Source organism: Sulfitobacter geojensis (assembly GCF_000622325.1).
GTDB classification, from domain to species: domain Bacteria; phylum Pseudomonadota; class Alphaproteobacteria; order Rhodobacterales; family Rhodobacteraceae; genus Sulfitobacter; species Sulfitobacter geojensis.
In genome coordinates, this window is the sequence record NZ_JASE01000005.1 from 3,706,247 (window position 1) to 3,731,349 (window position 25,103).

26 protein-coding genes are annotated in these 25,103 nt (G+C 58.5%); 10 read left to right on the top strand and 16 right to left on the bottom strand.

From position 1 onward, the window contains the following. The first annotated feature begins 4 nt into the window (after positions 1-4). The gene (locus Z947_RS0120160) at positions 5-595 is read left to right on the top strand and encodes a GNAT family N-acetyltransferase (protein WP_025046087.1); all 591 of its coding nucleotides are present in this window, start codon (positions 5-7) and stop codon (positions 593-595) included. On the opposite strand, the gene Z947_RS0120165 is transcribed toward Z947_RS0120160, so the two are convergent. Both Z947_RS0120165 and Z947_RS0120170 read right to left on the bottom strand, forming a co-directional pair. Then, positions 592-1,071: a hypothetical protein gene (locus Z947_RS0120165; RefSeq protein ID WP_025046088.1), complete on the bottom strand. Its 480-nt coding sequence runs from the start codon at positions 1,069-1,071 to the stop codon at positions 592-594. The two genes, Z947_RS0120160 and Z947_RS0120165, sit on opposite strands and share 4 nt — an antisense overlap. Further along, entirely contained in the window at positions 1,068-1,550 is a 483-nt protein-coding gene (locus tag Z947_RS0120170) for an RNA pyrophosphohydrolase (RefSeq protein ID WP_025046089.1), read from the bottom strand. Before Z947_RS0120170 ends, Z947_RS0120165 begins: the two co-directional genes overlap by 4 nt. 168 nt (positions 1,551-1,718) lie before the next feature. Between Z947_RS0120170 and Z947_RS0120175 the strand changes: the two genes are divergently transcribed. The 3 genes from Z947_RS0120175 to Z947_RS0120185 all read left to right on the top strand — a co-directional run bounded on the left by Z947_RS0120175 (position 1,719) and on the right by Z947_RS0120185 (position 5,792). Further along, positions 1,719-3,746 (top strand): NADPH-dependent 2,4-dienoyl-CoA reductase, encoded by a 2,028-nt coding sequence (locus Z947_RS0120175; RefSeq protein ID WP_025046090.1) that lies wholly within the window; start codon positions 1,719-1,721, stop codon positions 3,744-3,746. A 237-nt stretch (positions 3,747-3,983) separates the two neighbouring features. Next, positions 3,984-4,889 carry a LysR family transcriptional regulator gene (locus Z947_RS0120180; protein WP_025046091.1) on the top strand — a complete coding sequence of 302 codons (906 nt, stop codon included), beginning with the start codon at positions 3,984-3,986 and terminating at the stop codon, positions 4,887-4,889. Positions 4,890-5,072: 183 nt separating this feature from the next. Further along, positions 5,073-5,792 (top strand): glycine zipper domain-containing protein, encoded by a 720-nt coding sequence (locus Z947_RS0120185; protein ID WP_025046092.1) that lies wholly within the window; start codon positions 5,073-5,075, stop codon positions 5,790-5,792. Between the two features lie 6 nt (positions 5,793-5,798). On the opposite strand, the gene Z947_RS0120190 is transcribed toward Z947_RS0120185, so the two are convergent. Genes Z947_RS0120190 through Z947_RS0120205 form a run of 4 tightly spaced genes read right to left on the bottom strand, consistent with a single transcriptional unit; the run spans position 5,799 to position 8,747 of the window. Then, the gene (locus tag Z947_RS0120190) at positions 5,799-6,734 is read right to left on the bottom strand and encodes an OmpA family protein (RefSeq protein ID WP_025046093.1); all 936 of its coding nucleotides are present in this window, start codon (positions 6,732-6,734) and stop codon (positions 5,799-5,801) included. Then, the gene (locus Z947_RS0120195) at positions 6,731-7,300 is read right to left on the bottom strand and encodes a peroxidase-related enzyme (RefSeq protein ID WP_156026675.1); all 570 of its coding nucleotides are present in this window, start codon (positions 7,298-7,300) and stop codon (positions 6,731-6,733) included. The genes Z947_RS0120190 and Z947_RS0120195 overlap by 4 nt, the downstream gene beginning before the upstream one ends. A gap of 11 nt (positions 7,301-7,311) precedes the next feature. Next, on the bottom strand, positions 7,312-8,031 hold the full coding sequence (locus Z947_RS0120200) for a GNAT family N-acetyltransferase (RefSeq protein WP_025046095.1): 720 nt from the start codon (positions 8,029-8,031) through the stop codon (positions 7,312-7,314). Beyond that, entirely contained in the window at positions 8,028-8,747 is a 720-nt protein-coding gene (locus tag Z947_RS0120205) for a competence/damage-inducible protein A (protein WP_025046096.1), read from the bottom strand. The genes Z947_RS0120200 and Z947_RS0120205 overlap by 4 nt, the downstream gene beginning before the upstream one ends. 47 nt (positions 8,748-8,794) lie before the next feature. Here Z947_RS0120205 and sfsA point away from each other — a divergent pair, with 47 nt between their 5' ends. The 3 genes from sfsA (at position 8,795) to Z947_RS0120220 (ending at position 11,665) form a co-directional block, all read left to right on the top strand. Beyond that, entirely contained in the window at positions 8,795-9,508 is a 714-nt protein-coding gene (gene sfsA, locus Z947_RS0120210; protein ID WP_025046097.1) for a DNA/RNA nuclease SfsA, read from the top strand. A 33-nt stretch (positions 9,509-9,541) separates the two neighbouring features. Further along, on the top strand, positions 9,542-10,354 hold the full coding sequence (gene map, locus Z947_RS0120215; RefSeq protein ID WP_025046098.1) for a type I methionyl aminopeptidase: 813 nt from the start codon (positions 9,542-9,544) through the stop codon (positions 10,352-10,354). A gap of 99 nt (positions 10,355-10,453) precedes the next feature. Continuing rightward, positions 10,454-11,665: an aminotransferase-like domain-containing protein gene (locus Z947_RS0120220; protein WP_025046099.1), complete on the top strand. Its 1,212-nt coding sequence runs from the start codon at positions 10,454-10,456 to the stop codon at positions 11,663-11,665. On the opposite strand, the gene rsmD is transcribed toward Z947_RS0120220, so the two are convergent. Together rsmD and Z947_RS0120230 are read right to left on the bottom strand one after the other, a co-directional pair. Further along, a complete protein-coding gene (gene rsmD / locus Z947_RS0120225; protein ID WP_025046100.1) occupies positions 11,649-12,209 on the bottom strand; it encodes a 16S rRNA (guanine(966)-N(2))-methyltransferase RsmD in 561 nt (186 codons plus the stop codon). The two genes, Z947_RS0120220 and rsmD, sit on opposite strands and share 17 nt — an antisense overlap. Next, complete coding sequence (locus tag Z947_RS0120230; RefSeq protein ID WP_025046101.1) at positions 12,206-13,414, bottom strand: NAD(P)/FAD-dependent oxidoreductase; 1,209 nt, start codon at positions 13,412-13,414, stop codon at positions 12,206-12,208. The genes rsmD and Z947_RS0120230 overlap by 4 nt, the downstream gene beginning before the upstream one ends. Positions 13,415-13,501: 87 nt before the next feature. On the opposite strand from Z947_RS0120230, the gene Z947_RS0120235 reads away from it, so the two are divergent. Beyond that, on the top strand, positions 13,502-13,990 hold the full coding sequence (locus Z947_RS0120235) for a peroxiredoxin (RefSeq protein ID WP_025046102.1): 489 nt from the start codon (positions 13,502-13,504) through the stop codon (positions 13,988-13,990). 44 nt (positions 13,991-14,034) lie between these two features. On the opposite strand, the gene Z947_RS0120240 is transcribed toward Z947_RS0120235, so the two are convergent. From Z947_RS0120240 to Z947_RS0120275, 8 genes are all read right to left on the bottom strand, one after another. Beyond that, positions 14,035-14,871 (bottom strand): mechanosensitive ion channel family protein, encoded by an 837-nt coding sequence (locus Z947_RS0120240; protein WP_420804514.1) that lies wholly within the window; start codon positions 14,869-14,871, stop codon positions 14,035-14,037. Between the two features lie 29 nt (positions 14,872-14,900). Next, positions 14,901-15,209 (bottom strand): 4a-hydroxytetrahydrobiopterin dehydratase, encoded by a 309-nt coding sequence (locus Z947_RS0120245; protein WP_025046104.1) that lies wholly within the window; start codon positions 15,207-15,209, stop codon positions 14,901-14,903. After that, on the bottom strand, positions 15,206-16,393 hold the full coding sequence (locus Z947_RS0120250; RefSeq protein WP_025046105.1) for a GNAT family N-acetyltransferase: 1,188 nt from the start codon (positions 16,391-16,393) through the stop codon (positions 15,206-15,208). The genes Z947_RS0120245 and Z947_RS0120250 overlap by 4 nt, the downstream gene beginning before the upstream one ends. A 49-nt stretch (positions 16,394-16,442) precedes the next feature. Then, positions 16,443-17,204: a glycerophosphodiester phosphodiesterase family protein gene (locus Z947_RS0120255; RefSeq protein ID WP_025046106.1), complete on the bottom strand. Its 762-nt coding sequence runs from the start codon at positions 17,202-17,204 to the stop codon at positions 16,443-16,445. Further along, entirely contained in the window at positions 17,201-17,659 is a 459-nt protein-coding gene (locus tag Z947_RS0120260) for a RidA family protein (protein ID WP_081781188.1), read from the bottom strand. Before Z947_RS0120260 ends, Z947_RS0120255 begins: the two co-directional genes overlap by 4 nt. Before the next feature lie 63 nt (positions 17,660-17,722). Further along, positions 17,723-19,033 (bottom strand): HlyD family type I secretion periplasmic adaptor subunit, encoded by a 1,311-nt coding sequence (locus Z947_RS0120265; RefSeq protein WP_025046108.1) that lies wholly within the window; start codon positions 19,031-19,033, stop codon positions 17,723-17,725. Beyond that, positions 19,030-20,763: a type I secretion system permease/ATPase gene (locus Z947_RS0120270; RefSeq protein WP_025046109.1), complete on the bottom strand. Its 1,734-nt coding sequence runs from the start codon at positions 20,761-20,763 to the stop codon at positions 19,030-19,032. The genes Z947_RS0120265 and Z947_RS0120270 overlap by 4 nt, the downstream gene beginning before the upstream one ends. 130 nt (positions 20,764-20,893) lie before the next feature. After that, positions 20,894-23,098 (bottom strand): transglycosylase domain-containing protein, encoded by a 2,205-nt coding sequence (locus Z947_RS0120275; protein WP_025046110.1) that lies wholly within the window; start codon positions 23,096-23,098, stop codon positions 20,894-20,896. Between the two features lie 254 nt (positions 23,099-23,352). On the opposite strand from Z947_RS0120275, the gene Z947_RS0120280 reads away from it, so the two are divergent. Next, a complete protein-coding gene (locus Z947_RS0120280) occupies positions 23,353-23,691 on the top strand; it encodes a P-II family nitrogen regulator (protein ID WP_025046111.1) in 339 nt (112 codons plus the stop codon). 22 nt (positions 23,692-23,713) lie between these two features. After that, the gene (gene amt / locus Z947_RS0120285) at positions 23,714-25,042 is read left to right on the top strand and encodes an ammonium transporter (protein ID WP_025046112.1); all 1,329 of its coding nucleotides are present in this window, start codon (positions 23,714-23,716) and stop codon (positions 25,040-25,042) included. Positions 25,043-25,103: the final 61 nt, after the last annotated feature.

Genomic DNA, 25,103 nt, shown 5'->3' on the forward strand with positions numbered 1-25,103 from the left:
GCATATGCTGACGGATGGATATCACGACGTGCCTGACGGCAAAGTTGCGATGGTGGTCACGCAACTCGAAATGAAATCGCAGGCAGCGCGGCGCGACGTGGCCTTACCGCAGGGGGTCACCTTTCGCAAAGCCACCCCCGATCTGGCGTGGTATCGCGATGTCTACGCTCGCGTCGGCTCCCCCTGGATGTGGTTCGGACGCCGCAGATTGGACGATGCCGCGCTCATGGAAATATTGAATGACCCAGAGGTCGCGGTGTTTACCCTGTCGCGGGACGGACAGGACGAAGCCTTGCTGGAGCTGGATTTTCGCCAGCCCGGCGCATGTGAACTGGCTCACTTCGGATTAACGCCAAAGCTGATTGGCAGTGGCGCAGGCCGGTATTTGATGAATCAGGCAATCGGGCAGGCATGGGCCGCGCCAATCACGCGGTTCCATCTGAATACCTGCACGTTCGACAGTCCACAGGCGCTGGATTTTTACATCCGCAGCGGGTTCACCCCGTATCACCGCAAAATCGAGCTGGCCGATGATCCCCGCCTTACCGGCCTGTTGCCGGAAGATGCCGCACCCCATGTGCCCTTGATCCGTTAATCGCCCGTGCAATTCTGTTCGGTCATGCACTGCGTGACCTGTTTTAGCATCGCGGGTTTCGGCGTTGCAAAAGCCGTGCCGCCACACGGGGAGACGCGCATCGCATAGCCGTCGGCATCCTTGCGCACAAAGGCGAGTATATCCTCGCCGTTCTGAACCTGCCCGCACCATTGGCTGAGGCAGGTCACCTCAAGCGTCAATTGCCGGTCAAACGGTACTGTGAAACCGCTGTCGTTCAGCGATTTCCCTTTCAACGCTGCGGACAGTTTGGTCATCCGTGGCGGCCGCTGATCCCCCATCATGCCTTTGGGCAGTTCGGACATGTCCAATGTCAGACGGCCATGGACCACAACATATTCTTCCTTGGCCGCATCAAACTGCGCGTAGCTGCGCAGCACATCAGGGGCAAGACAGGACAACGCCAATGCAGGCATCGGCGCAGAGATGGCCAAGGCAAGGGCCAAAAGGCGTATCATAAGTGCTCCTTGAATTCGCTCAGCACCACCTCGTAGACCGCGCGTTTGAACGGGACGATGCTGTCCAGCAATTCATTCACCGGCAGCCATTTCCATGCTGAAAACTCCTGATGCTCGGTCACGATATTGACCTGCGCGTCCTCACCGTGAAACCGCATCAAAAACCACTTCTGTTTCTGCCCGCGAAACCGGCCCTTCCACAATTGCGGTACCAGATCTTGCGGCAAATCATAGGGCACCCAATCTGCGGTTTCCGCCACAACCGTGACCAGATCACGTGAAACACCGGTCTCTTCCTCCAGCTCGCGCAGCGCCGCTTCGCCTGCGTCCTCGTCCTTTTCCACGCCCCCTTGGGGCATCTGCCAGGCATCGGAATGGCGATCCATGCGCTGCCCGACAAACACCCGCCCGTCGGCATTCAACAACATCACACCGGCGCAGGGGCGGTAGGGCAGCTTGGCAATTTCTTCGGGGGTCATGTGCATTGATCCTTGGCTTACTGGGCGTCGTATTCTGTCTCTCCCCTTGTCTCAGGTTCGCGCCTGTTATCCAATAGCGCGCGTGATGACGCGGCGTTGTGCGTGACTTGGCCACATGTTTGCGATGTTGTCTGCCCCAACCTGTTACAGCCAGAAAGGCCCTGCCTCATGTCCAGCTATCCGCATATGCTTGCCCCCCTCGACCTTGGATTTACCACGCTGAAAAACCGCGTTTTGATGGGATCAATGCACACAGGGCTGGAGGAAACCAAAGACTGGAACCGCGTTGCCGAGTTTTACGCAACCCGCGCGCGCGGCGAAGTGGGGCTGATGGTCACCGGTGGCATCGGGCCGAACCCCGAAGGATCAGTGGCACATGGTGCCGCGATGATGGTGTCGGATGAGGATGTAAAAAACCACAGCATTGTCACCAAGCGTGTTCACGAAGCAGGCGGCAAGATCGCCATGCAAATCCTGCATGCGGGCCGCTATGCGTTTTCGCCCGACTGCGTCGCCCCCTCTGCCATCAAGTCCCCGATTTCGATGTTCGCGCCCAAAGAACTGGACGAAGCCGGCATCGAAAAGCAGATCGCGGATATCGCTGCCTGCGCGGGGCGCGCCAAAGAGGCCGGATATGACGGCGTCGAGGTGATGGGGTCCGAAGGATATTTCCTGAACCAGTTTCTGGTCACCCACACCAACAAACGCACGGACGGCTGGGGCGGTTCATACGAAAACCGGATGCGCCTGCCGATTGAAGTTGTTAAGCGCGTGCGCGAAACCGTGGGCCCCGATTTCATCATCATCTACCGGCTATCGATGATTGATCTGGTCCCGAACGGATCGACCTATGAAGAAGTGGCGCAACTGGCCGTCGAGATCGAAAAAGCCGGTGCGACCATCATCAACACCGGCATCGGCTGGCACGAGGCCCGCATCCCAACCATCGCCACGTCTGTGCCGCGCGCCGCTTTCGCTTGGGTGACCAAGAAACTGATGGGCAAGATCGGTATCCCGCTGATTGCGTCAAACCGAATCAACACCCCCGAAGTCGCTGAAGAGGTACTGGCGGACGGTTGTGCCGATATCGTGTCGATGGCACGGCCCATGCTGGCGGATCCGGATTTCGTCGCGAAGGCGATGAATGGCAAGGCCGCACAGATCGCCCCCTGCATCGCCTGCAACCAAGCCTGTCTGGATCACACCTTCGGCGGCAAAATCTCCAGCTGTCTCGTCAATCCCCGCGCCTGTTATGAAACAGAGTTGCTGGTTGAACCTGTTGCAACGCCCAAAAACATCGCGGTTGTCGGGGCCGGACCTGCGGGGCTTTCGGCGGCACTGACAGCGGCAGAACGCGGGCATAGGGTGACGGTTTTTGACCGCGCGTCCGAAATCGGCGGCCAGTTGAACTTGGCCAAACAAGTGGCCGGCAAGGAAGAGTTCTGGGGCTTTGTCGACTGGTACCGCGCCATGGTGGCAGAACGGGGCGTCGACGTTAAGCTGAACACCGAAGTTTCCGCCAATGATCTGGACGGCTTTGACGAAGTCATCATCGCCACCGGCGTCATCCCGCGCGACCCACAAATCCCGGGCCAGAACGCGGGCAACGTCGTCAGCTATATCGATGTGCTGAACGGCACCGCAAAGGTCGGCCAGAAGGTAGCCGTGATCGGCGCCGGTGGCATCGGGTTCGACGTGTCCGAACATCTGGTGCATGATGGCGAAAGCACCACGTTGAACCTGCCCGAATGGATGCGCGAATGGGGTGTTACCGACCCCGCCGAACACCGCGCAGGTCTGGCACCCGAAGGACCACAGCCCGACAAGGCCGCGCGTGAGGTCACGATGTTGCAGCGCAAGACCACCAAGGTTGGCAAAGGTCTGGGCAAAACAACCGGCTGGATCCACCGCGCCTCCCTGACCATGAAAGAGGTCAAGATGATAGCGGGCGTGAACTATGAAAAGATTGACGGCGACGGGCTGCATGTCTCTTTCGGTGAGGCCCGCGAGAACCCGACATTGGTAGAGGCGGATACGATTGTGCTTTGCGCAGGTCAGCTGTCGGACCGGTCCTTGGCGGACGCGCTGGAAGCCAAAGGCAAGGCTTGCCACGTGATCGGCGGTGCAGATGTTGCGGCTGAGCTGGATGCGAAGCGGGCGATTGATCAAGGCACGCGACTGGCGGCTGCTTTGTAAACTTCAGTGGACGCAGGGGCGCCAAGCAATGTGTCCCTGCGTCCGCGCCATTACGCCCTGCGCGAATCCACCGCCAGCCGCAGCATGGCGATTTGCGTCCTGGAAACACAGCGTTCACTTGTTTCCGTGCCCGCAACGATCCCCGCAAATACCTTGCAACTGTCTCACCCCTGCCCCCTTCCTGCCCGAATTGGCCGCCATACCATCGCTTGAAACAAGTGATGTGAAGGAGCGGGTATGGACCGCCTGACAGAGATGGAAGCTTTCGCCACCGTGGTGGATCAAGGTGGCTTTACCGACGCGGCAAAGAAAATGGGGATTTCAAAATCCGCGGTTTCAAAACATGTCTCCTCGCTGGAGGCACGTTTGGGTGCGCGATTGCTGAACCGCACCACACGACGTGTATCGCCCACCGAAATCGGCCTTGCCTATTATGACCGCGCCCGTCGTGTTCTGAATGATGCGGGTGAAGCCGACGCGTTGGTCACCTCCATGCAATCCGCGCCCTCGGGTCTTTTACGCATTTCGGTTGCTACGGATTTCGGTGTGAACCACCTGTCGCCTGCCCTTTCGGAGTTCCTAAGCGATTTCCCTGACATTACGGTCAATATGGTGCTGAACAACCGTTATGTTGAGCTGATCAGCGAAGGTTTCGACATGGCCGTGCGCATCGGTGAGCTGGAAGACAGCACATTGCGGGCCCGTAAATTAACGGAAACCACGAAACGCATGATCGCATCGCCCAAGTATTTCGAACAATACGGCCGTCCCGAAAAGATCGACGATCTGAACGATCACAAGCTGCTGCATTATTCAAACCAGTCCAGCGGCAATGTCTGGAAACTGACGGCCCCGTCCGGTGAAAAACGTCAGGTCCGTACTGCCGGTTGGTTGTCTGTGAACGACGGACAGTCCCTGCTGAACGCGGCAATCTCCGGCCTTGGCATCGCCTATCTGCCCAGCTTTCTATACGCCGAAGCCATGGAAAAAGGTCTGGTCGAGGACGCCATTCCAGACCTGCCGCAAGAAACCCAAGGTATTTATGCCGTCTATCCTCCGGGTCGCTTTACCCAACCCAAGGTCCGCGCCTTCATCGACTTTCTGGTTCATGAATTCGCCGACAAAGGCCCCAGCGACTGGTGATACCTACACCCTTTTCTACACCGCTTCCCTCGGTGAAACTTACCCCCCGGTGCGTCAAACGCGTCGGGGGGTTTTTTATGTTTATCACTTTTCAAACATTCCCTCGTGGGTGGAAAGGTTGCCACAAATCGGCCCGAAACGCTGTGTATCCATCAGCGAAACAATAACCCAAAGTACAGGCTCATGATCAAACAACACACCCTCCTGCTGAGCATCGCAGCGCTAACCCTGAGCGCTTGCGCGCAAACCACGCCACATGCCCCGACACGGCTTGAGACCAATCCGCTTGGGTTTCATGGCAGTGTGCTTGCCTCTGACGGGATGACCAAACAGGCGCGCCAGTTGAACGCGCATGCCAATGCGATTGTGCGCGCGTCTACGTTGAAAGGGGCCATGATTGGCGCGGCTGTGGGCTGCGGTCTGGGCGTTCTGTCAGCCAGCAACGCCAGCAATTGCATCACCACTGCGGCAGTCGGGGCCGCGGGGGGTGCCGTCATTGGCAACATGGCGGGCAAAAAGGATGTGCAACGCCGGGTTACATTGGCCTCGCCCAATGCTCTGGTGCGCAATCTGCGTAAGGCGAATGACAATCTGGCGTCACTCCAGACCTCTTTGCCCGACCTTCTGGCGGCGCAAGATGCCCAGCTGAACAAACTGTCGCTTTCCCTTGCCGCTGGCCAGATCAGCAATGAAACGCATGATCAGCGCATAAAGGCCATTCGCGACGACCGCGCCAAGCTGGCAGAAGCCCTGTTAAACACCGCGCAACAATCACAAAAGGCGGCGACCAATCTGCGTGCAGCGGCGCAATCGGGGCACAGCGGGTTGGACTGGCATATCGGTGCCACGGATCAACTGGCCCGCGACTCCCTGTCGTCGCGATCAAGCATCACCCTGCTTTAGCGACTTTCACGGCGCGCCCAACAGAACCACCTCAACGCGGCGGTTCTGTTCGCGACCTGCGTCTTCCAGATTACTGGCGACCGGTGCCAGATACCCCATGCCTTCGGCATCCATCCGCGCGCCGTCAACGCCATGACGTTCGATCAAACGCTGGCGCACAGAACGCGCCCGCGCCCGTGACACCGTGATATTCGCATCCAGCCCGCCAACTGTATCGGTATGGCCAACCAAAGCGACGCGCAGATCAGGGCGGTCCTGCAAAAACGTGGCAAGGGCGGCAAGGCTTTCGAAAGGCCCTTTGCCAAGACTGCTGCTGCCGGTTTCGAAGTCCAGATCGCCCAACACGCTGTGCCCCTTACCCAGCAACGCCGCCGAAACATCGCCGATCTCGACCGCACCCGCGCCCACGGGCAATGCAGCGTCGGTTGTGACTGACAACGTTTCTTTCTCTGCGGTGCCGGCGCGAATGATCTGGACGTAGGCCGAGGTGGCAGAGGTGCTTGCCAATAGCGTCACTGCCTCGCGCAGATCGCCGTCGACCATCCGCAGCCCCGTCACAAACTGGAAAGCGCGGATGTTAACGTACATGTTCGGGCCGGGCAGTGTTTCGGTCGCGAAACGAAAATCAAACCCGCCGCAGACCACATCCCGGCAATCCAGCGCAATCTCATACCCCGCTGCGATCAATTGCGCGCGCAGCGGCCGCATTACCTGAAACGGTGTCAGACCCGGTGAATCAAGTCGCCACGCCGCGCGCTGTACCGCCCCTTCCAGCGTGACCATTGCCACCTGTCCGTTTTCAAACACTCCGATCGGCGCATCATAGATATCTGGGCCGGTGTCGCGCACCACGGTCTGGCGGGCGGTTGCAGGCAAGTTGAAATCGACGGCACCCGCAGGCCCCGCCACCATCAGCAAAAAGGCAAGGCCTGCGCGGATCATCGCGCCTGTGCGTGGTATTCGGCGTTGGGGCGCATGTCTGTGCCACTGGCCACGCGATTGGTCATGTTGAAAAACCCTACCACATTGGCAATGTCCCAGATGTCACGATCGGAAAACCCTGCGTCGCGCAGCGTTTGACGGTCTTTTTCTTCGACACTTGCGCTGTGTTGGGTCAGCTGCACTGCGAAATCCAGCATCGCACGTTGTTTGGCCGTAATATTCGCCACGCGATAATTCATCACCAAGGCCTCCCCCAAGGCCGGATCACCGGACAACTCACGCACCGCTGCCCCGTGCGCCACAAGGCAATAGAAACACTTATTGACCGAGGAGACGGCAACCGCGATCATCTCGCGTTCCAGTTTGGTGAGCGCGCTGTCGGCCAGCATCAGGTCGTTATAAAGGGCTGTGAACGCGTTCAACTTGTTCACATCAAAGGCATGAGCCCGCAGCACATTAGGCACCATGCCCAGTTTTTCCTGACAGATATCGAAATATTTCTGCGTGGCTTCCGGCAACGGATCCATCATCGGCAGGTCAAGGGCGGTGGGCATGTCGTCTTGCATCATCTGGTCCTTTAATCGGGCAATACGCGGTAATGGTATCCGCCCACAGCGTCAAAGCCCAGAGCACGGTAAAGCCCATTTGCACCGGCGTTGGCATCGACGCAGAGGACGGAAATATGCGTGGCCCCCTGTGCGTGGCCCCAAAGGGCAGCCCGGCGCATCATCCATTCGGCAACCCCTTGTCGGCGTTGGTGTGGCAGCACGACAAGCCCGTGCACCATACAGATATTTTTATGTACCCCGACAAAAGCCGCACCCGCCGGTTTTTCGTTCCATCGCGCCAAAATCCCCGTTTTACAAGCGGCCCGCGCCATCACGTTACGCCGCGCCTGTCCGATGCCATCGGTCGCCCAAATCTCGTTCATGATGGCCAGCGGTTCCCAGATGCTAAACGCCGTCACGCGCGGGATTTCCACATCGGTCAGCTGTTCGATGGGTGCCACATAAATTGTTGTCGGGTCTTTGCGCAGATACCCCCGCGCGGCCAGCGCACTGTCCAGATCAGGCGTCGTGCCACGTTCACAGAAGATCGGCCGCTGAGCCATGGCTTGCATGGCGTTTTCGGCAGCTGTGATCTGATCCCCGGATACCGCGCCCAAGGCGGTCGCGGCAGAGACCCGTTGCCCCCCGCCCTGCCCGTCGCGCAAGGTAAACCCGTCTTGTTCCCAGACGCGGGCGGCGGGCCATGTCGCTTCGGACGCGGCAAACAAATCAGGCAAGGTCGGGGTCATGAAAACGCGGCCTCAAGCTGCGCCAGGGCATCATCAATCTGGTCGACATCATTGCCCCGGATCACGATATGGGCCCCGTATTTCCCGTCTTTCTGGAAAGGGTATGACCCCATCGACAACAAGGGGAAAGCGTCAGCCAAGGCCCCCAACGGACCGGCGATATCGCCCTCGCCCCGTTCGATCCGCAGGGTTTTGCTGATCAGTGGCGCGCCGCCCGTCAAGGTCGGCAATACAGAAGCAACCATCGCGGTGAACACCGACGGGACACCAGCCATCACATGGACGTTTTCCAGCTTGAAACCCGGTGCTGCGGAAACAGGGTTGTCGATCAGGTCAGCGCCCGCGGGAATACGTGCCATGCGCAAACGCGCCGTGTTCAACTCGGTGCCGGACTTGGCATAATGTTCAGCCAATACCGCGCGCGCATCGTCGCGCACATCAATCGACACACCAAAGGCTGCAGCGATACAATCTGCGGTGATATCATCATGGGTCGGCCCAATACCGCCACTGGTAAAGACATAGTCATAGATGGCCGACATCGCCTGCACAGCGCCGATAATCGTCTCGCGCACATCGCCAATCATCCGCACTTCTTGCAAATCAATACCGGCCTCGGTCAATTGCCCTGCCAGATGGTGCATGTTGCTGTCTCGGGTACGGCCAGACAGAATTTCGTCTCCGATGACGATCATGGCGGCGGTGGGGTTGGACATGGCGCTTCTCCTTGAGCGTGCTTTGGATAGGGTATAGGGCGCACCCCATGCGCTTTCAAACCCAACTTGTCCCCGCCCGTCTGATCCGCCGCTATAAACGCTTTCTGGCCGATTGCAGACTTGAGGACGGCACCGAAGTGGTTGCCCATTGCGCCAACCCCGGATCGATGATGGGACTGGCCGATGAAGGCATAAAGATCTGGCTGGAACCCAACGATGATCCCAAGAAAAAGCTGAATTATGGCTGGCGGCTGGTGGATCACGAGAATGGCCATTTCACCGGCGTCGACACCTCTTTGCCCAACAAGGCCGTGCGCGCCGCACTTGAAGCGCGCGAGGTCGCAGGGCTTGAGCGTTACACCACCGTGCGCCCCGAAGTGAAATACGGCACCAACTCCCGCATCGATTTTCTGCTGACTGAAAACGGATTGCCGGACGCCTATGTCGAAGTCAAATCCGTCACCCTATCGCGCGAAACAGGGTTGGCAGAATTTCCCGACAGCGTTACCGCGCGGGGTGCCAAACATCTGGGCGAACTGGCCAAAGTCGCCCATGCCGGACACCGCGCCGTGCTGCTGTATCTGGTACAACGTACCGACTGCACCTATGTCACAATGGCCGCTGACATTGACCCGACTTATGCCGCCGCCCATGCTGCGGCGACAGAGGCCGGGGTGGAAACCCTCTGCATCGCCACCCATATTACACCGCAGGCGGTAACAATTGCAGGGCCTCTGGTCCTTGGCCGCCCCACGCGCTAGGAAGACATAAATGATAACCGATTGGAGAAACCGGTGACTGAACAACACCGTGGCCGCCAGACAAAAGACGGCATTCGCATTTACGACCCTTCCGATTCTGCTGGCATGTACGCCGCTGGTGCGCTTGCCGCGACCATTCTGGACGAAATTGCAGAGCATGTTTTTGTCGGTCAGACCACGGCCGAGATTGACCGGATTATCGAAGACAAGGTCAATGCCGCCGGCGCGAAATCCGCGACGATCGGGTACAAGGGGTATCAACACGCCAGCTGTATTTCGGTGAACCATGTGGTGTGCCACGGCATCCCCGGCGACAAAAAGCTGAAAGACGGCGACATCCTGAACATTGATGTGACAGTGATTGTGGATGGCTGGTTCGGTGACACAAGCCGCATGTATGTGGCGGGCAAACTGTCGCGCAAGGCCGAGCGTCTGATTGATATTACACATAAATCCCTGATGCGCGGGATCGAAGCGGTCAAACCCGGCAACACCTTTGGTGACATCGGCCATGCGATCCAGAGTTTTGTCGAAGCGCAGCGTATGTCTGTTGTTACTGACTTTTGCGGCCACGGGCTGGGGCGTGTGTTCCACTCGCCGCCCAATGTTCTGCACTATGGTAAACCGGGCACCGGTGCCGTTCTGGAGCCGGGGATGTTTTTTACCATCGAGCCTATGGTGAACCTTGGCCGCGCCGAAACCAAAACCCTTTCGGATGACTGGACCGCAGTAACACGTGACAAATCCCTGTCAGCACAGTTTGAACATTCGGTCGGTGTCACTGAGGATGGTGTGGAAATTTTCACCCTATCGCCAGCGGGCAAGTTCCACCCGACCTACGGTTGATCCACCCCGTCTCGCAATTATCTTGCGTTTTTAGGTAATAACTATTGCCATAATTTCAATCATGTGGTGTCTTGCCCCAAATAGGGAAGGGATTCTGACATGAATTGGCAAGAAATATTCGCCACCCGCATGGACCGGATGCAGGCAAGCGAGATTCGCGAACTGCTTAAACTGCTGGATCAGCCTGATATTATTTCGTTTGCGGGGGGCATTCCCGACCCTGCGTTGTTCCCTGTGCAGGCCTTTCAGGAGGCGATGACCGACGCGCTATCCCCCGCGCAGAGCAGCGCCGCCTTGCAATATTCCGTTTCCGAAGGGTTCGGCCCGCTGCGCGACTGGATTGTGGGTGAAATGGGCGCCCTTGGCGTCCCCTGTACCCGCGACAACATTTTGATCACCTCAGGTTCGCAACAGGCGCTGGATTATCTCGGCAAGCTGATGCTGTCACCGAATGACACAGCACTGATCGGCTGGCCGACGTATCTTGGCGCGCTCGGGGCTTTCAACGCTTATGAACCGCATTATGATCGCCTGATCCCGCGCGGAAACCGGTCGGCCGAAGATTACGCAAAGACCGCCAAAGACAACGGCGGCCGGGTGAAATTTGCCTATGCTTCCGTGGATTTTGCCAACCCCACAGGCGAAACGCTGGACCGCGCAGCACGTGAAAACATCCTAGATCTGGCCGACACGCTCGACATCGCGGTGATCGAGGATTCGGCCTATCAATCCTTGCGGTTTGACGGCGATCCAATCCCCCCGATGCTAGCCCTCGAAATCGCTCGAAAGGGCAGCATCAACGAGTGTCGCACGCTGTATTGCGGCAGCTTCTCCAAAACGCTGGCCCCCGGTCTGCGGGTCGGATGGATTTGTGGCGCTGAACCGGTGATCAGCCGCCTTGTGCTGATGAAACAAGCGGCGGACCTGCATTCGTCCACCCTGAACCAGATGGCGATCAACGCCGTCGCGCGGTCGGTTTTCACCGATCATACTGCCAACCTACGACGGGTGTACCGCCTGCGCCGCGATGCGATGCTGACCGCCTTGCAAGAACATATGCCAGACGGGGTGGAATGGACAAAACCCGAAGGCGGAATGTTTGTCTGGGTGACCCTGCCAAAAGATATGGACGGTGCGGCTTTGCTGCGTCACGCGCTGGAAACACAAAAACTGGCCTTTGTGCCGGGGCATGCGTTCTTTGCCGATCGCTCGGGTGCGAATACGTTGCGGCTGGCCTATTCTTTGGCGGATGAAGCACAGATCAACGAAGGTATGAAACGGCTGGGCGCGGCGATCAGGGACTTGGCGTAACCTCAAGCAGGGTGACATGGGTATCGCCGTATTTGCGGCTGTCCAAACGGGTGAACCCCTTTGGTGCGAACTGCGCGGCGTTTTCCTCCCAGACGATCATCGCACCAGCGGCCAGCCAACCGCCTGCCTGCGCCGCGGCCAATGCTTGTTGGCCCATGCCCTTACCATAGGGCGGATCAAGGAACACCAGATCGAACGGGGCCTGCCGCCACGCCCCTAGTGCCGTCGCATCATTGCGCAGCAGGGTCGTCTGCTCCGCAACCCTCATCTTGGCAATGTTTTCACCAATCAGGCGCTGGCCGACACGGCCGTTTTCGACAAAACACACGAACTGGGCACCACGCGACAGCGCCTCCAGCCCCAAGGCACCGGTGCCAGCGAACAGGTCCAGCACCCGCGCCCCGTTGATCACATTGTGATGCGTCAACATGGAAAACAGGCTTTCGCGTACGCGATCCGATGTGGGGCGCAGATGCGCAGCGACGTCGCCCTTGCCAACATCGGCAAGCACCGTGCCGCGTGATTTACCCGCGATAATCCTCACGCTTTCAACAAAGCCTTTAACTCTGTTGCAGGGTCCGCGATCAATTCAGCCGCAGGTGATTTGCCGCTTTCGATCAAACGCTTACCCACCATAAATCCGCGTGGATCGTTCATTGCATCCACGGCCAATAATTCATCCCCGCGGTAATACCAGAATGCGACGCTATCCGCGTCCGTGCGGCGGGTCACAACACGATCATAGCCCGTGTTCAGGCCAGCGATCTGTAGTTTCACATCGTATTGATCCGACCAGAACCACGGCTTCGCGACATATTCCTTGCCCGCGCCCATGATATTTTCCGCAACCACTTCAGCCTGATCAATCGCGTTTGGCACCGATTCCAACCGGATACGCCCGCCGCGATAGGGAAAGGACGAACAATCCCCCGCAGCCCAAATACCGCCGACCGACGTGCGCCCCTGCGCATCGACCTTTATTCCGTTTTCCAAAACAACACCGGCGGCTTCGGCCAGACCTGTCGCCGGGCGAATGCCGACACCGACAATCACGAAATCCACATCCAGCTCGGATCCGTCCGACAGGCGCGCGCCGCTAACCGACCCTTCCCCCAGAAGTGTCTCAAGCCCGACACCTTCGCGGATATCGACGCCATGCCCCTTGTGAAGAGCACGAAAGAAATCACTGGTTTCAGGGGCTGCGACCCGCTGCAAGATCCGGCCGGACATTTCAACCAACGTGACCTGCAAGCCAAGTTTGGCCGCGACCGATGCGGCCTCCAGCCCGATGTAGCCGCCGCCGACGATCAGCACCTTCGCGCCTTTGACAAAACGCGGTGCCATGCCGTCCACATCCGCGAGATCGCGCACCACATGCACCCCGTCCAGCCCCCCGCCGATGGCTGTGGGCAAGCGGTTGGGTTCCGATCCGGTGGTCAGGACAAGATCATCATAGGCCAACACATCGCCGCCTATGGCAACGGTGCGCGCTTGCGCATCAATTGCATCAACCCGCGCATTCAAACGCAGCTGAATATCCAACTCATCATAGAAACTTTCGGGCCGCAGGAACAACCGCTCCAGCGTCATATCCCCCATCAGATAGGCTTTGCTCAGGGGCGGGCGTTGATACGGCGGCACCGGCTCCGCCCCGATCAGGGTCACCTTCCCGTCGTACCCGCCGTTGCGCAATTTGGCGACACAGGACGACCCTGCCTGCCCCGCACCGATAACAACTACATGAGCCATGAATTCTCTCCGAATAACTGGTCGCCCTTAGCGGTGGAACCTATATGCTGCATGCCAAGATAGGCAATCACATGAAAGGCATATGCTATGACAATTACCCAAGGCGACACCCTGCCCGACGCAACATTGGTAGAAATGGGCGCTGAAGGGCCAGCCCCCGTAAAAATGTCCGACAAGGTCAAGGGCCGCAAGGTCGTTGTCTTTGCCGTGCCGGGTGCGTTCACGCCCACCTGCCATTCCGCCCACGTCCCAAGCTTTGTGCGTACCAAGGGCGAATTCGATGCCAAGGGCGTAGACGAGATCATCTGTGTGTCGTGCAACGACCCGTTTGTGATGAAAGCATGGGGCGAAGCGACAGGCGCGACAGCGGCAGGGATCACCATGCTGGCAGACGCCTCATCCGAATTCACCAAAGCCATTGGTATGGATTTTGACGCGGCCCCCGCCGGCCTGATCGCGCGGTCAAAACGCTATGCGATGTTGGTGGACGACGGCAAAGTGACGTTGCTGCAAGAGGAAGAGAGCCCCGGCGTATGTGAAGTATCCGGCGGCGAAGGCCTGCTTGCCAGCATGTAATTTGTGAGACGGGGCGCGATTTATTGCGCCCCGTTTCTTTAACCTTAGCTCGACGCCTGGATCATCGTCCGTGTCGGGAATGGAATATCCACACCACCGGCATCCAGCGCTTCTTTGACCTGCCTGGTCATGTCCGCGCGAAACGCGAAATACTCGCTGGCATTGCACCAGACCCGCACCAGAAAATCGACCGAACTGTCGCCAAGGTTTGTCACCTGAATAAACGGTTCGGGGTCCGCATGGGCGCGCGCGTCGGCCATGATGGTATCGCGGATGATGGTTTCCGCATCCTTCAGATTTGCCCCATAACCCACGCCGAACGTCCACTCCGCACGACGTTTGTCATTGGTGGAATAATTGGTGATCACATTGCCCCACACCTCGGAGTTGGGCACGATGACTTGAACGTTGCTCAAATCGGCAAGTTCGGTGAAATTCAGATTGATCTGTTTGACCGTCCCCATTTCATCGGCAACCTCAACAAAATCACCAATCTTGATAGGGCGGAACAGGATGAGCATCACGCCCGCCGCCACGTTCGACAGGGTGCCTTGCAGCGCCAGACCGATCGCCAGACCGGCGGCACCGATAACAGCCACCACCGACGTGGTTTGAACACCGAAAGTGTTAAGCACAAACAAGAGCGTAAAGCCCAACACCACGTAGCGCACGATAGAGGCCAGAAAGTCGAACAACATCTCGTCGAGATGTTTGTTTTTGCGGCCCAGACTGGACACGCGCCGTTGCAGCCATGCCGAAACAATCCACCCCAGCAACAGGATCGCAATTGCACCCAGTAGCGAACCAGCAGCACTTGCAAGAAACTCCAGCGTCAGCAAATCGGACAGCGATTTACCTTGCCAGATCTCGGTCGTCATCATTGATTCCATCGTATTCTCCACCTCTTCCATCAGGATGCCCCCTCGCCGAATAGCCCGTCCATCTTGCGCGCGAGTTTGGCATCCAACGCGCTTAACCCGTCCACATCATGGGTGGTAAGCGTCACATTCACGGTCTTGTAAACATTGTCCCATTCCGGGTGATGGTCCCATTTTTCCGCCCAGATCGCCGCTTGGGTCATCCAGCCGAAGGCCTCGACAAAATTGCCGAAGACAAAGGTTTTGCGGATCGCATCGCGCCCGTCGACCATCGCCCACCCGGTATCAAACAGGGGCTTTAACACCGTATTGCGCGTCTCTTCACTTAGTTTTTCTGTCATTCCTGCTCCTCAACGCGGGCACGTTTGAACGGCCCGTATTCTGTCAAAATCTCGATTTCCTGATCGACCGCATCGCGTTCGGCTTGCAAATAATCGCCAACCGCGCGCGCAAAGCCCTCATCACGCATCCAATGCAGTGACCACGTCGGCGTCGGTAGATAACCGCGGGCCAGCTTATGTTCGCCCTGCGCGCCCGCTTCGACGGTTGCCAGACCATTGGCAATCGCAATGTCGATCGCCTGATAGTAGCACAGTTCGAAATGCAAACAGGGGTGATGTTCGATACACCCCCAGTACCGCCCGTAAAGCGTATCCGCACCGATGAAGTTCAGCGCCCCTGCCACCCAACGCCCGTCCCGTTGTGCCAGGACAAGCGCCATATCATCACGCAAGGTTTCCTGCGCAATGTCGAAAAAGGCCCGCGTGAGGTAAGGTGTGCCCCACTTGCGCGCGCCGGTGTCCTGATAGAATTGCCAGAAGGCATCCCAATGTTCGGGTTGAATTTGATCGCCGGTAAACGTTTGTATTTGCCCGCCAAACCCTTGCGCTTGTGCGCGCTCCTTGCGGATGTTTTTGCGCTTGCGCGCATTCAGGCTGCTCAGGAAACCGTCAAAATCAGCGTAGTTGTTGTTGCGCCAGTGAAACTGCTGGCCTTTGCGGATCATCAGCCCCATGTCCTGACCGCTCAGCGCCTCTTGCTCTGTGCAAAAGGTGATGTGGACGGAGGACAGGTTGTTGTTATCCGTTACCTGCACCGCCCCTTGGATCAACGCCTGTGTGCCGACGTCCTCGAAACCCGGTCGGGTCAGGAAACGGCGGCCCGTGGCCGGGGTATGGGGCACCGCGATTTGCAGCTTGGGATAATAGCTGCCGCCCGCCCGCTCCAGCGCATGGGCCCAGTTGTGGTCAAAGACATATTCACCCTGCGAATGCATCTTCGCATAAAGCGGTGCAACGGCAATCAACTGCCCCTCGATGAACGCGGCAAGGTGCTGTTGCTGCCAACCTGTGCCTTGCCCGACACTTTGACTTTCCTCAAGCGCGGACAAGAACCGGTATGTAGTAAACGGATCATGCGGCGGACTGCCGTCGGCAGTCTCGGGACAAGCGCAGGCGTCCCAATCCGCTTGGCCGATTTCGGCGATTCCGCCCATCAACCTGATCTCGATGCTTTGCGCACTCATTTGCTGCCCTCGTTGCTTGCCTCACTACTTGTGGCGATAGCAGGCTGTTTCAAGCGTCAAGCGCGGCCGCGTATCCCTCAAAGGTGATATTATCTGCCAGTTTACGCGCCTCAGCTTCTTGCGCGGCACTGCGTACGGTCCAACAACAGATCATCGCCCCTTGCGCCTTCAACGCGGCAACGCGAGGGGCTGACAAATCGCCAACTTCGTGACTGATAAAACAGGCCTGCGCGCGGTCGTAATCAGGGATGTCGCGCAAATGATCACAGGTTGCACGCGACAGGGGCCAATCCGCATAACGATACGCACTGGTCACAATCCCGCGCGGCACCGCGGGCAGGAGTTCTGCCATCCTTGCCACGGAATTCGGATTAAACGACATCACCGCCAATGGCCCTGCGTAAGTCGCAACGGCATCCGCTGTTGCCTGTTCAAGCGCACCGATGTTCGGCCCCATCGCGCCGTCCTGATCCTTGAGTTCGATCACCAAGGGTACCTGCCCTGCCACCAGCGCAAGCACTTCGGGCAAATCGGGAATGCCCTCATCCCCGCCTTTCAGCGGTATCTTCGCCAGATCATCCGCGCCCCGCAACCGTATCGGTCCCGTCTGATCCGTTAACCGGTCCAGCGCATAGTCATGAAACACCATCGCCGCATCATCGGCGCTGAGTTGCACATCAATTTCGATGCCATAGCCTGCGTCAATCGCGGCACGGATCGCCGCGCGGCTGTTTTCGGGCCGCCCCGCATTCACATCATGCAGCGCGCGATGCGCCAAAGGGATGTCATAAAACAAGCGCGAAAGGGTCATGCGATTTCAAAGATGCCTTCAATTTCAACAGCGACGCCCAGGGGCAGCGAAGGGGCTGAAACGGCCGACCGCGCATGGCGGCCCTTGTCGCCCAGCGCCTCGACTAGAAAATCGGAACAGCCGTTGATGACCTTGGGCTGATCGGTGAATTCCTGTGTCGAATTCACAAACCCCGTCAATTTGACCACCCGCACCAGCCGTTCGATATCGCCGCCGCAGGCCGCCTTAAGCTGCGCCAGCAGGCTGATCGCACAGGTTTTAGCCGCCGCAGCGCCGTCTTCAACCGACATATCCGCGCCCAGTTTGCCGGTGATCAATCCGTCCGGCCCGTTCGAAATCTGGCCAGAAACATAGACGATGTTTCCAACCTGAACGAAAGGTACATAGTTCGCCGCGGGCGCAGGCGCGTCGGGCAGGATCACACCCAGTTCAGTCAGTCGGTTTGTGATGCTCATGGCGATGTCCTTTGCAAATCATGTTGCGCGGACGCTAGCGATGTTACGCGGAAACGAAAAGACCTAGCTTTCGCGAAAAGCGCGGGCAAAATAGTCGGCCACGGGTTTCACCATATAGGCCATGGGCGAGTGTTCGCCGGTGCGGATAAACGCCTCGACCGGCATCCCGGGTAACAGGCGCACACCGGGGGGCAACCGCCCCAACTCTTCGGCAGGCAGAACCATTTCAGCGCGGAAATACGCTTCGCCCCCCGCCTCATCCGCAATCGCATCCGCAGACAGCTGCGTAATCCGGCCCCAGACCTCGGGCGTCATCCGCTGATCCAGCGCGGAGAGACGCAGTTTGGTCTTTTGACCCAAGGCCACCTGATCAATATGCTTTGGCGACACGCGCATGGCGACAATCAAGGGTCGGTCCTGCGGGATAAGATAGAGCAGCGGTTCAGCAGGACGTAGCACCGCACGCGCGGTGCGCAATGTCATACCATAAACAATGCCCGACACCGGCGCACGGACTTTCGCTTGCGCAATCTCTTCGCGCAGCGCGCGCAGGTCGCGTTGGTACTGGCGGATCGGCGCATCCAGATCACGCGCTGTCGCAACGCCTTTTTCCAGATGGCGCGAGACCAAACGCCCCAGCTCCAGATCCGTCTCGATCAAACGTTGCCGTGCGGCCGCGCGATTGGCCGCAACTTCGCCAAGAGACCCGCGCAAGCTGGCCTGCTGGCGCTCCAGCGCGGTCACCGCACTGGCAGAGGTCAGTTTGCGCGCCCGCAGCGATTGCTGCGTGGCCAACTCTTGCGCAATCAATTCCAGTTGCCGGATCAGCGCCATTTCCTGCGCGTCGATCCCACTAATCTGCGCCGTGATCTGCTGTTTTTGGTTTTCCAGTTTGGTGGTTTCGATGGCGATCGTGCGGCGGGTTGCCTGAAACAATTGTCGCTGTCCGTCCAGCAGGGACGCGAACGACGCATTGACCCTGCTTTGCTTGACAAGTGACGGATCAAACCTGACCGATCTCAGATCACTTTGCTCTGCTTTCAACCGGCTTTGGCGCGCCCGAAGTTCGAATAACTGCGCCTGTGTAAAATGCAGTTCCCTCTGTTGGCGGCGGGTGTCCAGTTCGATCAGCACCTCACCCTGCGCCACATATTGACCATTGCGCACATGTATGGCCCTTGCCACCCCGCCACCGGGATGCTGCACAATCTGGCGATTTCTTTCGACCTCGATCGTGCCCGTGGTGATAACGGCACCGGTGATGGTTGCCGTTGCAGCCCAGTAAAACAGCCCCGCGACCAGTACGACGATGGTAAGCAACCCGATCAGGATCTGGGATTTCGCCGACAGCGACTGCGCCCGATCCTTAGTCATGCCATCCCAGCCGCTTTGCGGGGCCGCTGGATGTTTTGCACATTCTTGACCATGCCGGACAATACCTCGTCCTTTGGGCCAAAGGCCACGCGCACACCTTTGTCCAGCACCAACAGCATTTCGCATTCCTGTATCGCTGCGGGACGATGGGCCATAATCAGCACCGCACCGCCGCGCGCTTTGACCCCACGGATCGCTTCGTTCAAAGCTTGCGAACCCGCGTTATCCAGATTGGCATTGGGTTCATCCAGCACCAGCACGACCGGATTGTCATAAATTGCACGCGCCAGCGCGATGCGTTGCAACTGCCCCCCCGAAAGACGCAAAAGCCCGCCTTTGACCACCGTGTCATAGCCTTGGGGCAGTTCGAGGATCATTTCATGGGCAGCGGCATGTTTCGCTGCCTCGACCACCTTGGCCTCATCGGGGGTCTGTGCCAGCCGCGCGATATTCTGGGCCACGGTGCCGTCAAAAAGCTGAATCCGCTGGGGTAGATATCCGATGTGACGGCCCAACCGCGCTGCACCATATTGGTCCAACGTGGCCCCATCCAGCCGGACGTCACCGCCGGCCGGACGCCAGACGCCGGTAAGGGCGCGGGCCAGACTGGATTTGCCGGTGCCTGACGGACCGACCACGCCCACGGCCTGCCCCGGCGTGATGTGGAAACTGACGGATTTGAGTACCGCCTTGCGCTCCCCCGGTGGCACGACGGTCAAGGCGTTGATCGTCAACCGCGCCTCAGGGTCGGGCAGGAGCAAACGTTTCTCTTCTACGGGAACCGCCGACAACAACCCTGCAAGGTGATGCCAACCCTCGAGCCCCTGTTGAACCACCGGCCACTGATGGACCAGCGTTTCGATGGGCGATAACGCGCGTCCCAAAAGGATCGATCCCGCCATCATACCACCCGCCGTCATCTGATTGCCAAGCACCAGCCATGCCCCCATGCCCAACATCGCGGATTGCAAAAACAGCCGCAGCGTGCGGGTCAGCGCCGAAAACCCGCTGCCGACATCAGAGGCGCGCATCTGTTCCGCCTGCGCGATGTCACGGTCCCGTTTCCAATGTGCAAAAGCAGCATCGCGCATGCCCATCGCCTCGATGGTTTCGGCTTCCGAAATTACCTGTTCCGCGATGGCATCAGCCTGTTGTGTAAACTGTCCCGCATCGGCCTGCGCGCGTTTGGTCAAGAGTTGATTGGCAATGGTGATCCCGACCAGCGTCGCGGCCCCGCCCACTGCCATCCACCCCAAATAGGGATGAAAAACAAAAATCGCGCCGAAAAAGATCAACGTCCACGGCAAATCGAAACCCGCGATCACCACAGGTGCCGCCAGAAGCCGCTGCACGGCATCGAGGTGGGCAAATCCCGCACGCGCCTGCGCATCAGCGGTAACGGCTGATTTGCGCACCACCGCATCAAAGACGCGGTCATCCAGATCGCGTTGAAACCGCATGCCGATCCGCGCCATAATTTTGGCCCGTATCGCGTCAAAAACGGCCATTGCGGCGAACAGCACCACCACCAGCACTGACAGCCCTACCAGCGTTTCAATCGACCCCGACCCCAGCACACGGTCATAGACCTGAAGCATATACATCGGGCCGGTCAACATCAGCAGATTCGCAAACAGGCTGAACAGGCCGACAAACCACAACAAGCCGCGACTGCGCCGACGAATGGCGCGCAGTTCTTCATATCCGGCGTTGACCCGTTGCACGCCCATGCGTTTCGCTGCTCCTAATTTCGATTCGCCACGCTGTTAGGGAGCGCAGTCCGAAGGGGCAGTAAAATCAGCTTTGGCTTAAGATAGCCTTTCGCTGGCCCGTCCCGAAGGCATCAGGACACACACAAGTTTAACGGTTTCCGCCGGTCGGTGACGGGCTTGACCCGCCAGACCCGCCGCCAAAGATGTCGCGCAAGACCTGATCAATAATCGTGCCCTCGTTGCGCTTGGGCGCCGGCGCGGATTCAGGCGGGGTTTCCCCCAAGCCACTGCGCGGGACAGGGGCCGACATGGGCAAGGGATTGTGCGGCAAACCGGCATGAACGCGGATCATCGCCTCGCGCCAGATGTCTGTCGGCAACCCGCCACCGGTCACCCCCTTAAGCGGCGTGTTGTCATCATAGCCCATCCAGACGCCGGCAACATAATCGGCCGAAAACCCGATGAACCACGCGTCTTTCGCGGCCGAAGTCGTTCCGGTTTTGCCCGCCAGTTCGCGGCCTTCAAACTGCGCCCGCTTGCCGGTCCCTTCGGAAATTACCTTTTCCATCATATAGACCAGTTGCCGTGCGGCACTTTCCTGTATCACCCGTTCGCCGATACCGCCGCCGCGTCCCATTAACGGTTCCGCGTCGCCCGTCAGCGACAGTTCGACCAAGCCATAGGGCGTCACGGAAGACCCGCCATTCAGGATGCCGGCATAGGCGCCTGTCATCTCGGTCAGGGTGCTTTCGGATGCACCAAGCGCCAGCGCCGGCCCAGAGGCCAGATCGCTTTGGATGCCGAATTGGGTCGCAACTTCGCTGACCAGAACCCGCCCGACGCTTTCAGAAATCTTGACTGCGGGAATGTTCAACGACTGCTTAAGGGATTCAGTAAGCGTCACCATACCTTTGAACGTATTGGTATAATTGCGCGGGCACCATTCGCCCGACCCCGGGATCGTCTGGCAATAGGGGGAATCGTCGATCAGGTCGTTGGGCGAATACCCCAGATCAAGGGCCGCCGCATATACGAAAGGTTTAAACGCAGATCCGGTCTGGCGCAGGGCCTGGGTCGCGCGGTTGAACACGCCCGACACCTTGGTTTTTCGCCCGCCGACCATGGCGCGCACCGCACCGTCCGCCGACATCACAACAATTGCCGCCTGCGCCTTTGATCCCTCACGCACCTTGTTATCAAAGACCCATTTCAGCCCCTCTTCAGCAGCTTTCTGAATACGCTGGTCCAAAGTGGTCTTGATCCGCATATCCGACGTCGTCGACCGCATGAAATCTGGAATTTCTGAAATCATCCAATCCGCGAAATACCCGCCGACCTGCGCTTCCGCTTCGTCGGATAACTCCGCTGGATTGGCCTGCGCGGCATCTGCCTCCGCCTGTGTCAGATACCCCTGATCGCGCATCAGGCGGATCACGGTTGCGGCACGGTTCTGGGACCGGTCAAGATTGTTGGTGGGCGACAAAGTCGTTGGCGCAGTCAGAAGCCCCGCCAGCATCGCGCTTTCAGCGGCACCCAGACCGGCGGCCGATTTGCTGAAAAACCGCTGTGCGGCGGCTTCGGCACCATAGGCACCGCCGCCCATGTAGGCACGGTTGAGATAGATCGACAGAATATCGTCCTTGGAGTATTTTGCCTCCATCGCCATCGAAAACAGCGCTTCCTTTGCCTTGCGCTGGATCGAGTTGCGGCGGCACTCGGCCTCGTATTGTTTTTCCGTCATGCCGGTCGAGGGATCAAAGGGTTCGCCCAGACAGATCAGTTTCGCCACCTGCTGGGTGATCGTCGACCCCCCGTGCCCCGACAACGGTCCGCGCCCCTCCGACAGGTTGATACGTACGGCGGACGCGATGCCGCGCGGGCTGACCCCGAAGTGGCGGTAGAACCGTTTATCCTCTGTCGCGATTACGGCGTTTTTCAGATGGGGGGAAACAGAATTGGCCGTGACAACACCGCCAAACTGGTCACCGCGGCGTGCAAACACAGCGCCATTGCGGTCCAGCATCGTCACGGAGCCACTTGCACGCCCGTCCAGCAAAGCCTCCAGCGGGGGCAATGTGGTGTAAAGATAGCCGACCGCGACGGCCAAGGCGAGGACGACAACCGCTGTCAGCCGCCAGGTAATCTTCCAAATCAGACGCAGCACCCAAGAGAAAAGTGCCGTGATCAGCCCGATAATCCCACCACGTTTTGCCCGCTTGGGCGCGGCCTTGCGTCTGGTCGATGTGGATTTTTTCACCGGCTTTTTCACCGGTTTCTTGGCGGCCGCCTTTGGTTTGGAAGGATACCGCTTATCCGCCACCAAGGGGCGCTTGCGCTTTGGTCTGTCACTCATAACTTTGCCTGCCCGGCTACACTTTTTTCAATACCATAGCCCGCTTTGTCGGGAATGTTTAGCATTAGCTGCCCCCTTGATAATCAATCATTTGCCCAATTTATGTGCGAATTTTTCTATTTGTTTAAAATTTGTGCATTTAGGGTGATTTTGCGCCGCCAGATTCCACATGGACCCTTCCGCTCACCTGCAAAATGCCAGTTTCTGCATCTGCACAACGCAGGACCACCTGCCAATCGAAAGAGGGATCATCAGTGAAACTCATCATTGCAACAATTAAACCATTCAAGCTGGAGGAGGTGCGTGAGGCGCTGACCGAAGCGGGCGTCCGCGGGCTGATGGTAACAGAAATTAAAGGTTTCGGCGCACAGTCGGGCCATACAGAAATTTACCGCGGTGCGGAATATGTCGTGAACTTTGTTCCCAAGGTCAAACTTGAACTGGTCGTGGCAGACGGCGTTGCCGACCAGATCGTCGAAGTGATCTCGCGTACAGCACAGACCGGCAAAATCGGCGACGGCAAAATCTTTGTCCTCGACGTGGAACAGGCCGTGCGGGTGCGCACCGGCGAAACCGGCGACGACGCTATCTAAGCTCAAGAAGGGAAACGAAACGATGACATTGTCGAAAAAACTACTCCTCACAGCGGCGGCGATTGCTGTACCGCAAGTGGGTCTGGCGCAGGACGCAGAAGCTGCTGCCGTCACCGCCGAAATGGTCTGGATCATGAACACCCTGCTGTTCCTGATTGGTGGCTTTCTGGTGTTCTTCATGGCATGCGGCTTTGCCATGCTCGAAGGGGGTCTGGTGCGTTCCAAAAACGTCACCATGCAGATGACCAAAAACGTTGCACTGTTTTCACTGGCCACTATCGCCTATTGGGCGTTCGGCTATAACCTGATGTACCCTCTGGGCACATGGTCAATCGAAGGTGTGCTTTCCGGCGTCTTCGGCGTTGGCATTCTCGAAGCGGTTGGTATTGATCTGGCCGGTGCGGATGACAGCAGCTATGCTTCCACCGCGTCCGACTTCTTCTTCCAGCTGATGTTCTGTGCGGCGACCGCGTCTATCGTGTCCGGTGCGTTGGCTGAACGTATCAAACTGTGGCCCTTCCTGATCTTCGTCGTCATCCTGACAGGTATCATCTATCCTTTGCAGGCTTCCTGGAAATGGGGCGGTGGCTTCCTTGACGAAATGGGTTTCCTCGACTTCGCGGGCTCGACTGTTGTGCACTCCGTCGGTGGCTGGGCTGCTCTCGCAGGCGCGCTGATCCTCGGCCCACGTATCGGTAAATACAAAGACGGCCGTGTGAACCCGATGCCGGGCTCCAACCTCGCACTGGCGACACTGGGTATGTTCATCCTGTGGCTCGGCTGGTTCGGCTTTAACGGTGGCTCGCAACTGGCGATGGGTTCTGTAGGTGACATCGCCGACGTTGGCCGCATCTTTGCCAACACCAATGCAGCCGCTGCCGGTGGTGCCGTCGTGGCCCTGATCCTGACGCAGGTTCTGTATAAGAAGCCTGACCTTACAATGATCCTGAACGGCGCATTGGCCGGTCTGGTGTCGATCACGGCAGAGCCGCTGACACCAACCCTTGGCATGGCCACGCTCATCGGTGGTATCGGTGGTGTGATTGTTGTCTTCGCCGTACCGATGCTCGACAAACTCAAGATCGACGATGTTGTCGGCGCGATCCCTGTGCACCTTTGCGCCGGTATCTGGGGCACCATCGCGGTTGTTTTGACAAACGGTGACGCAAGCCTCGGCACGCAGCTTTACTCCATCATCGTTGTGGGTGTCTTTGCCTTCGTTACATCCGGTGTGGTCTGGTTCATCCTGAAAGCAACCATGGGCATCCGCGTCAGCGAAGAAGCCGAAATCAACGGGTTGGACATGGCAGAGCTGGGTATGGACGCTTACCCCGAGTTCTCCAAGAGCTAAGGTTTCCACCTTTAAAAACGCGAAAAGCCCGGGTCATCGCCCGGGCTTTTTTATTGGTGGG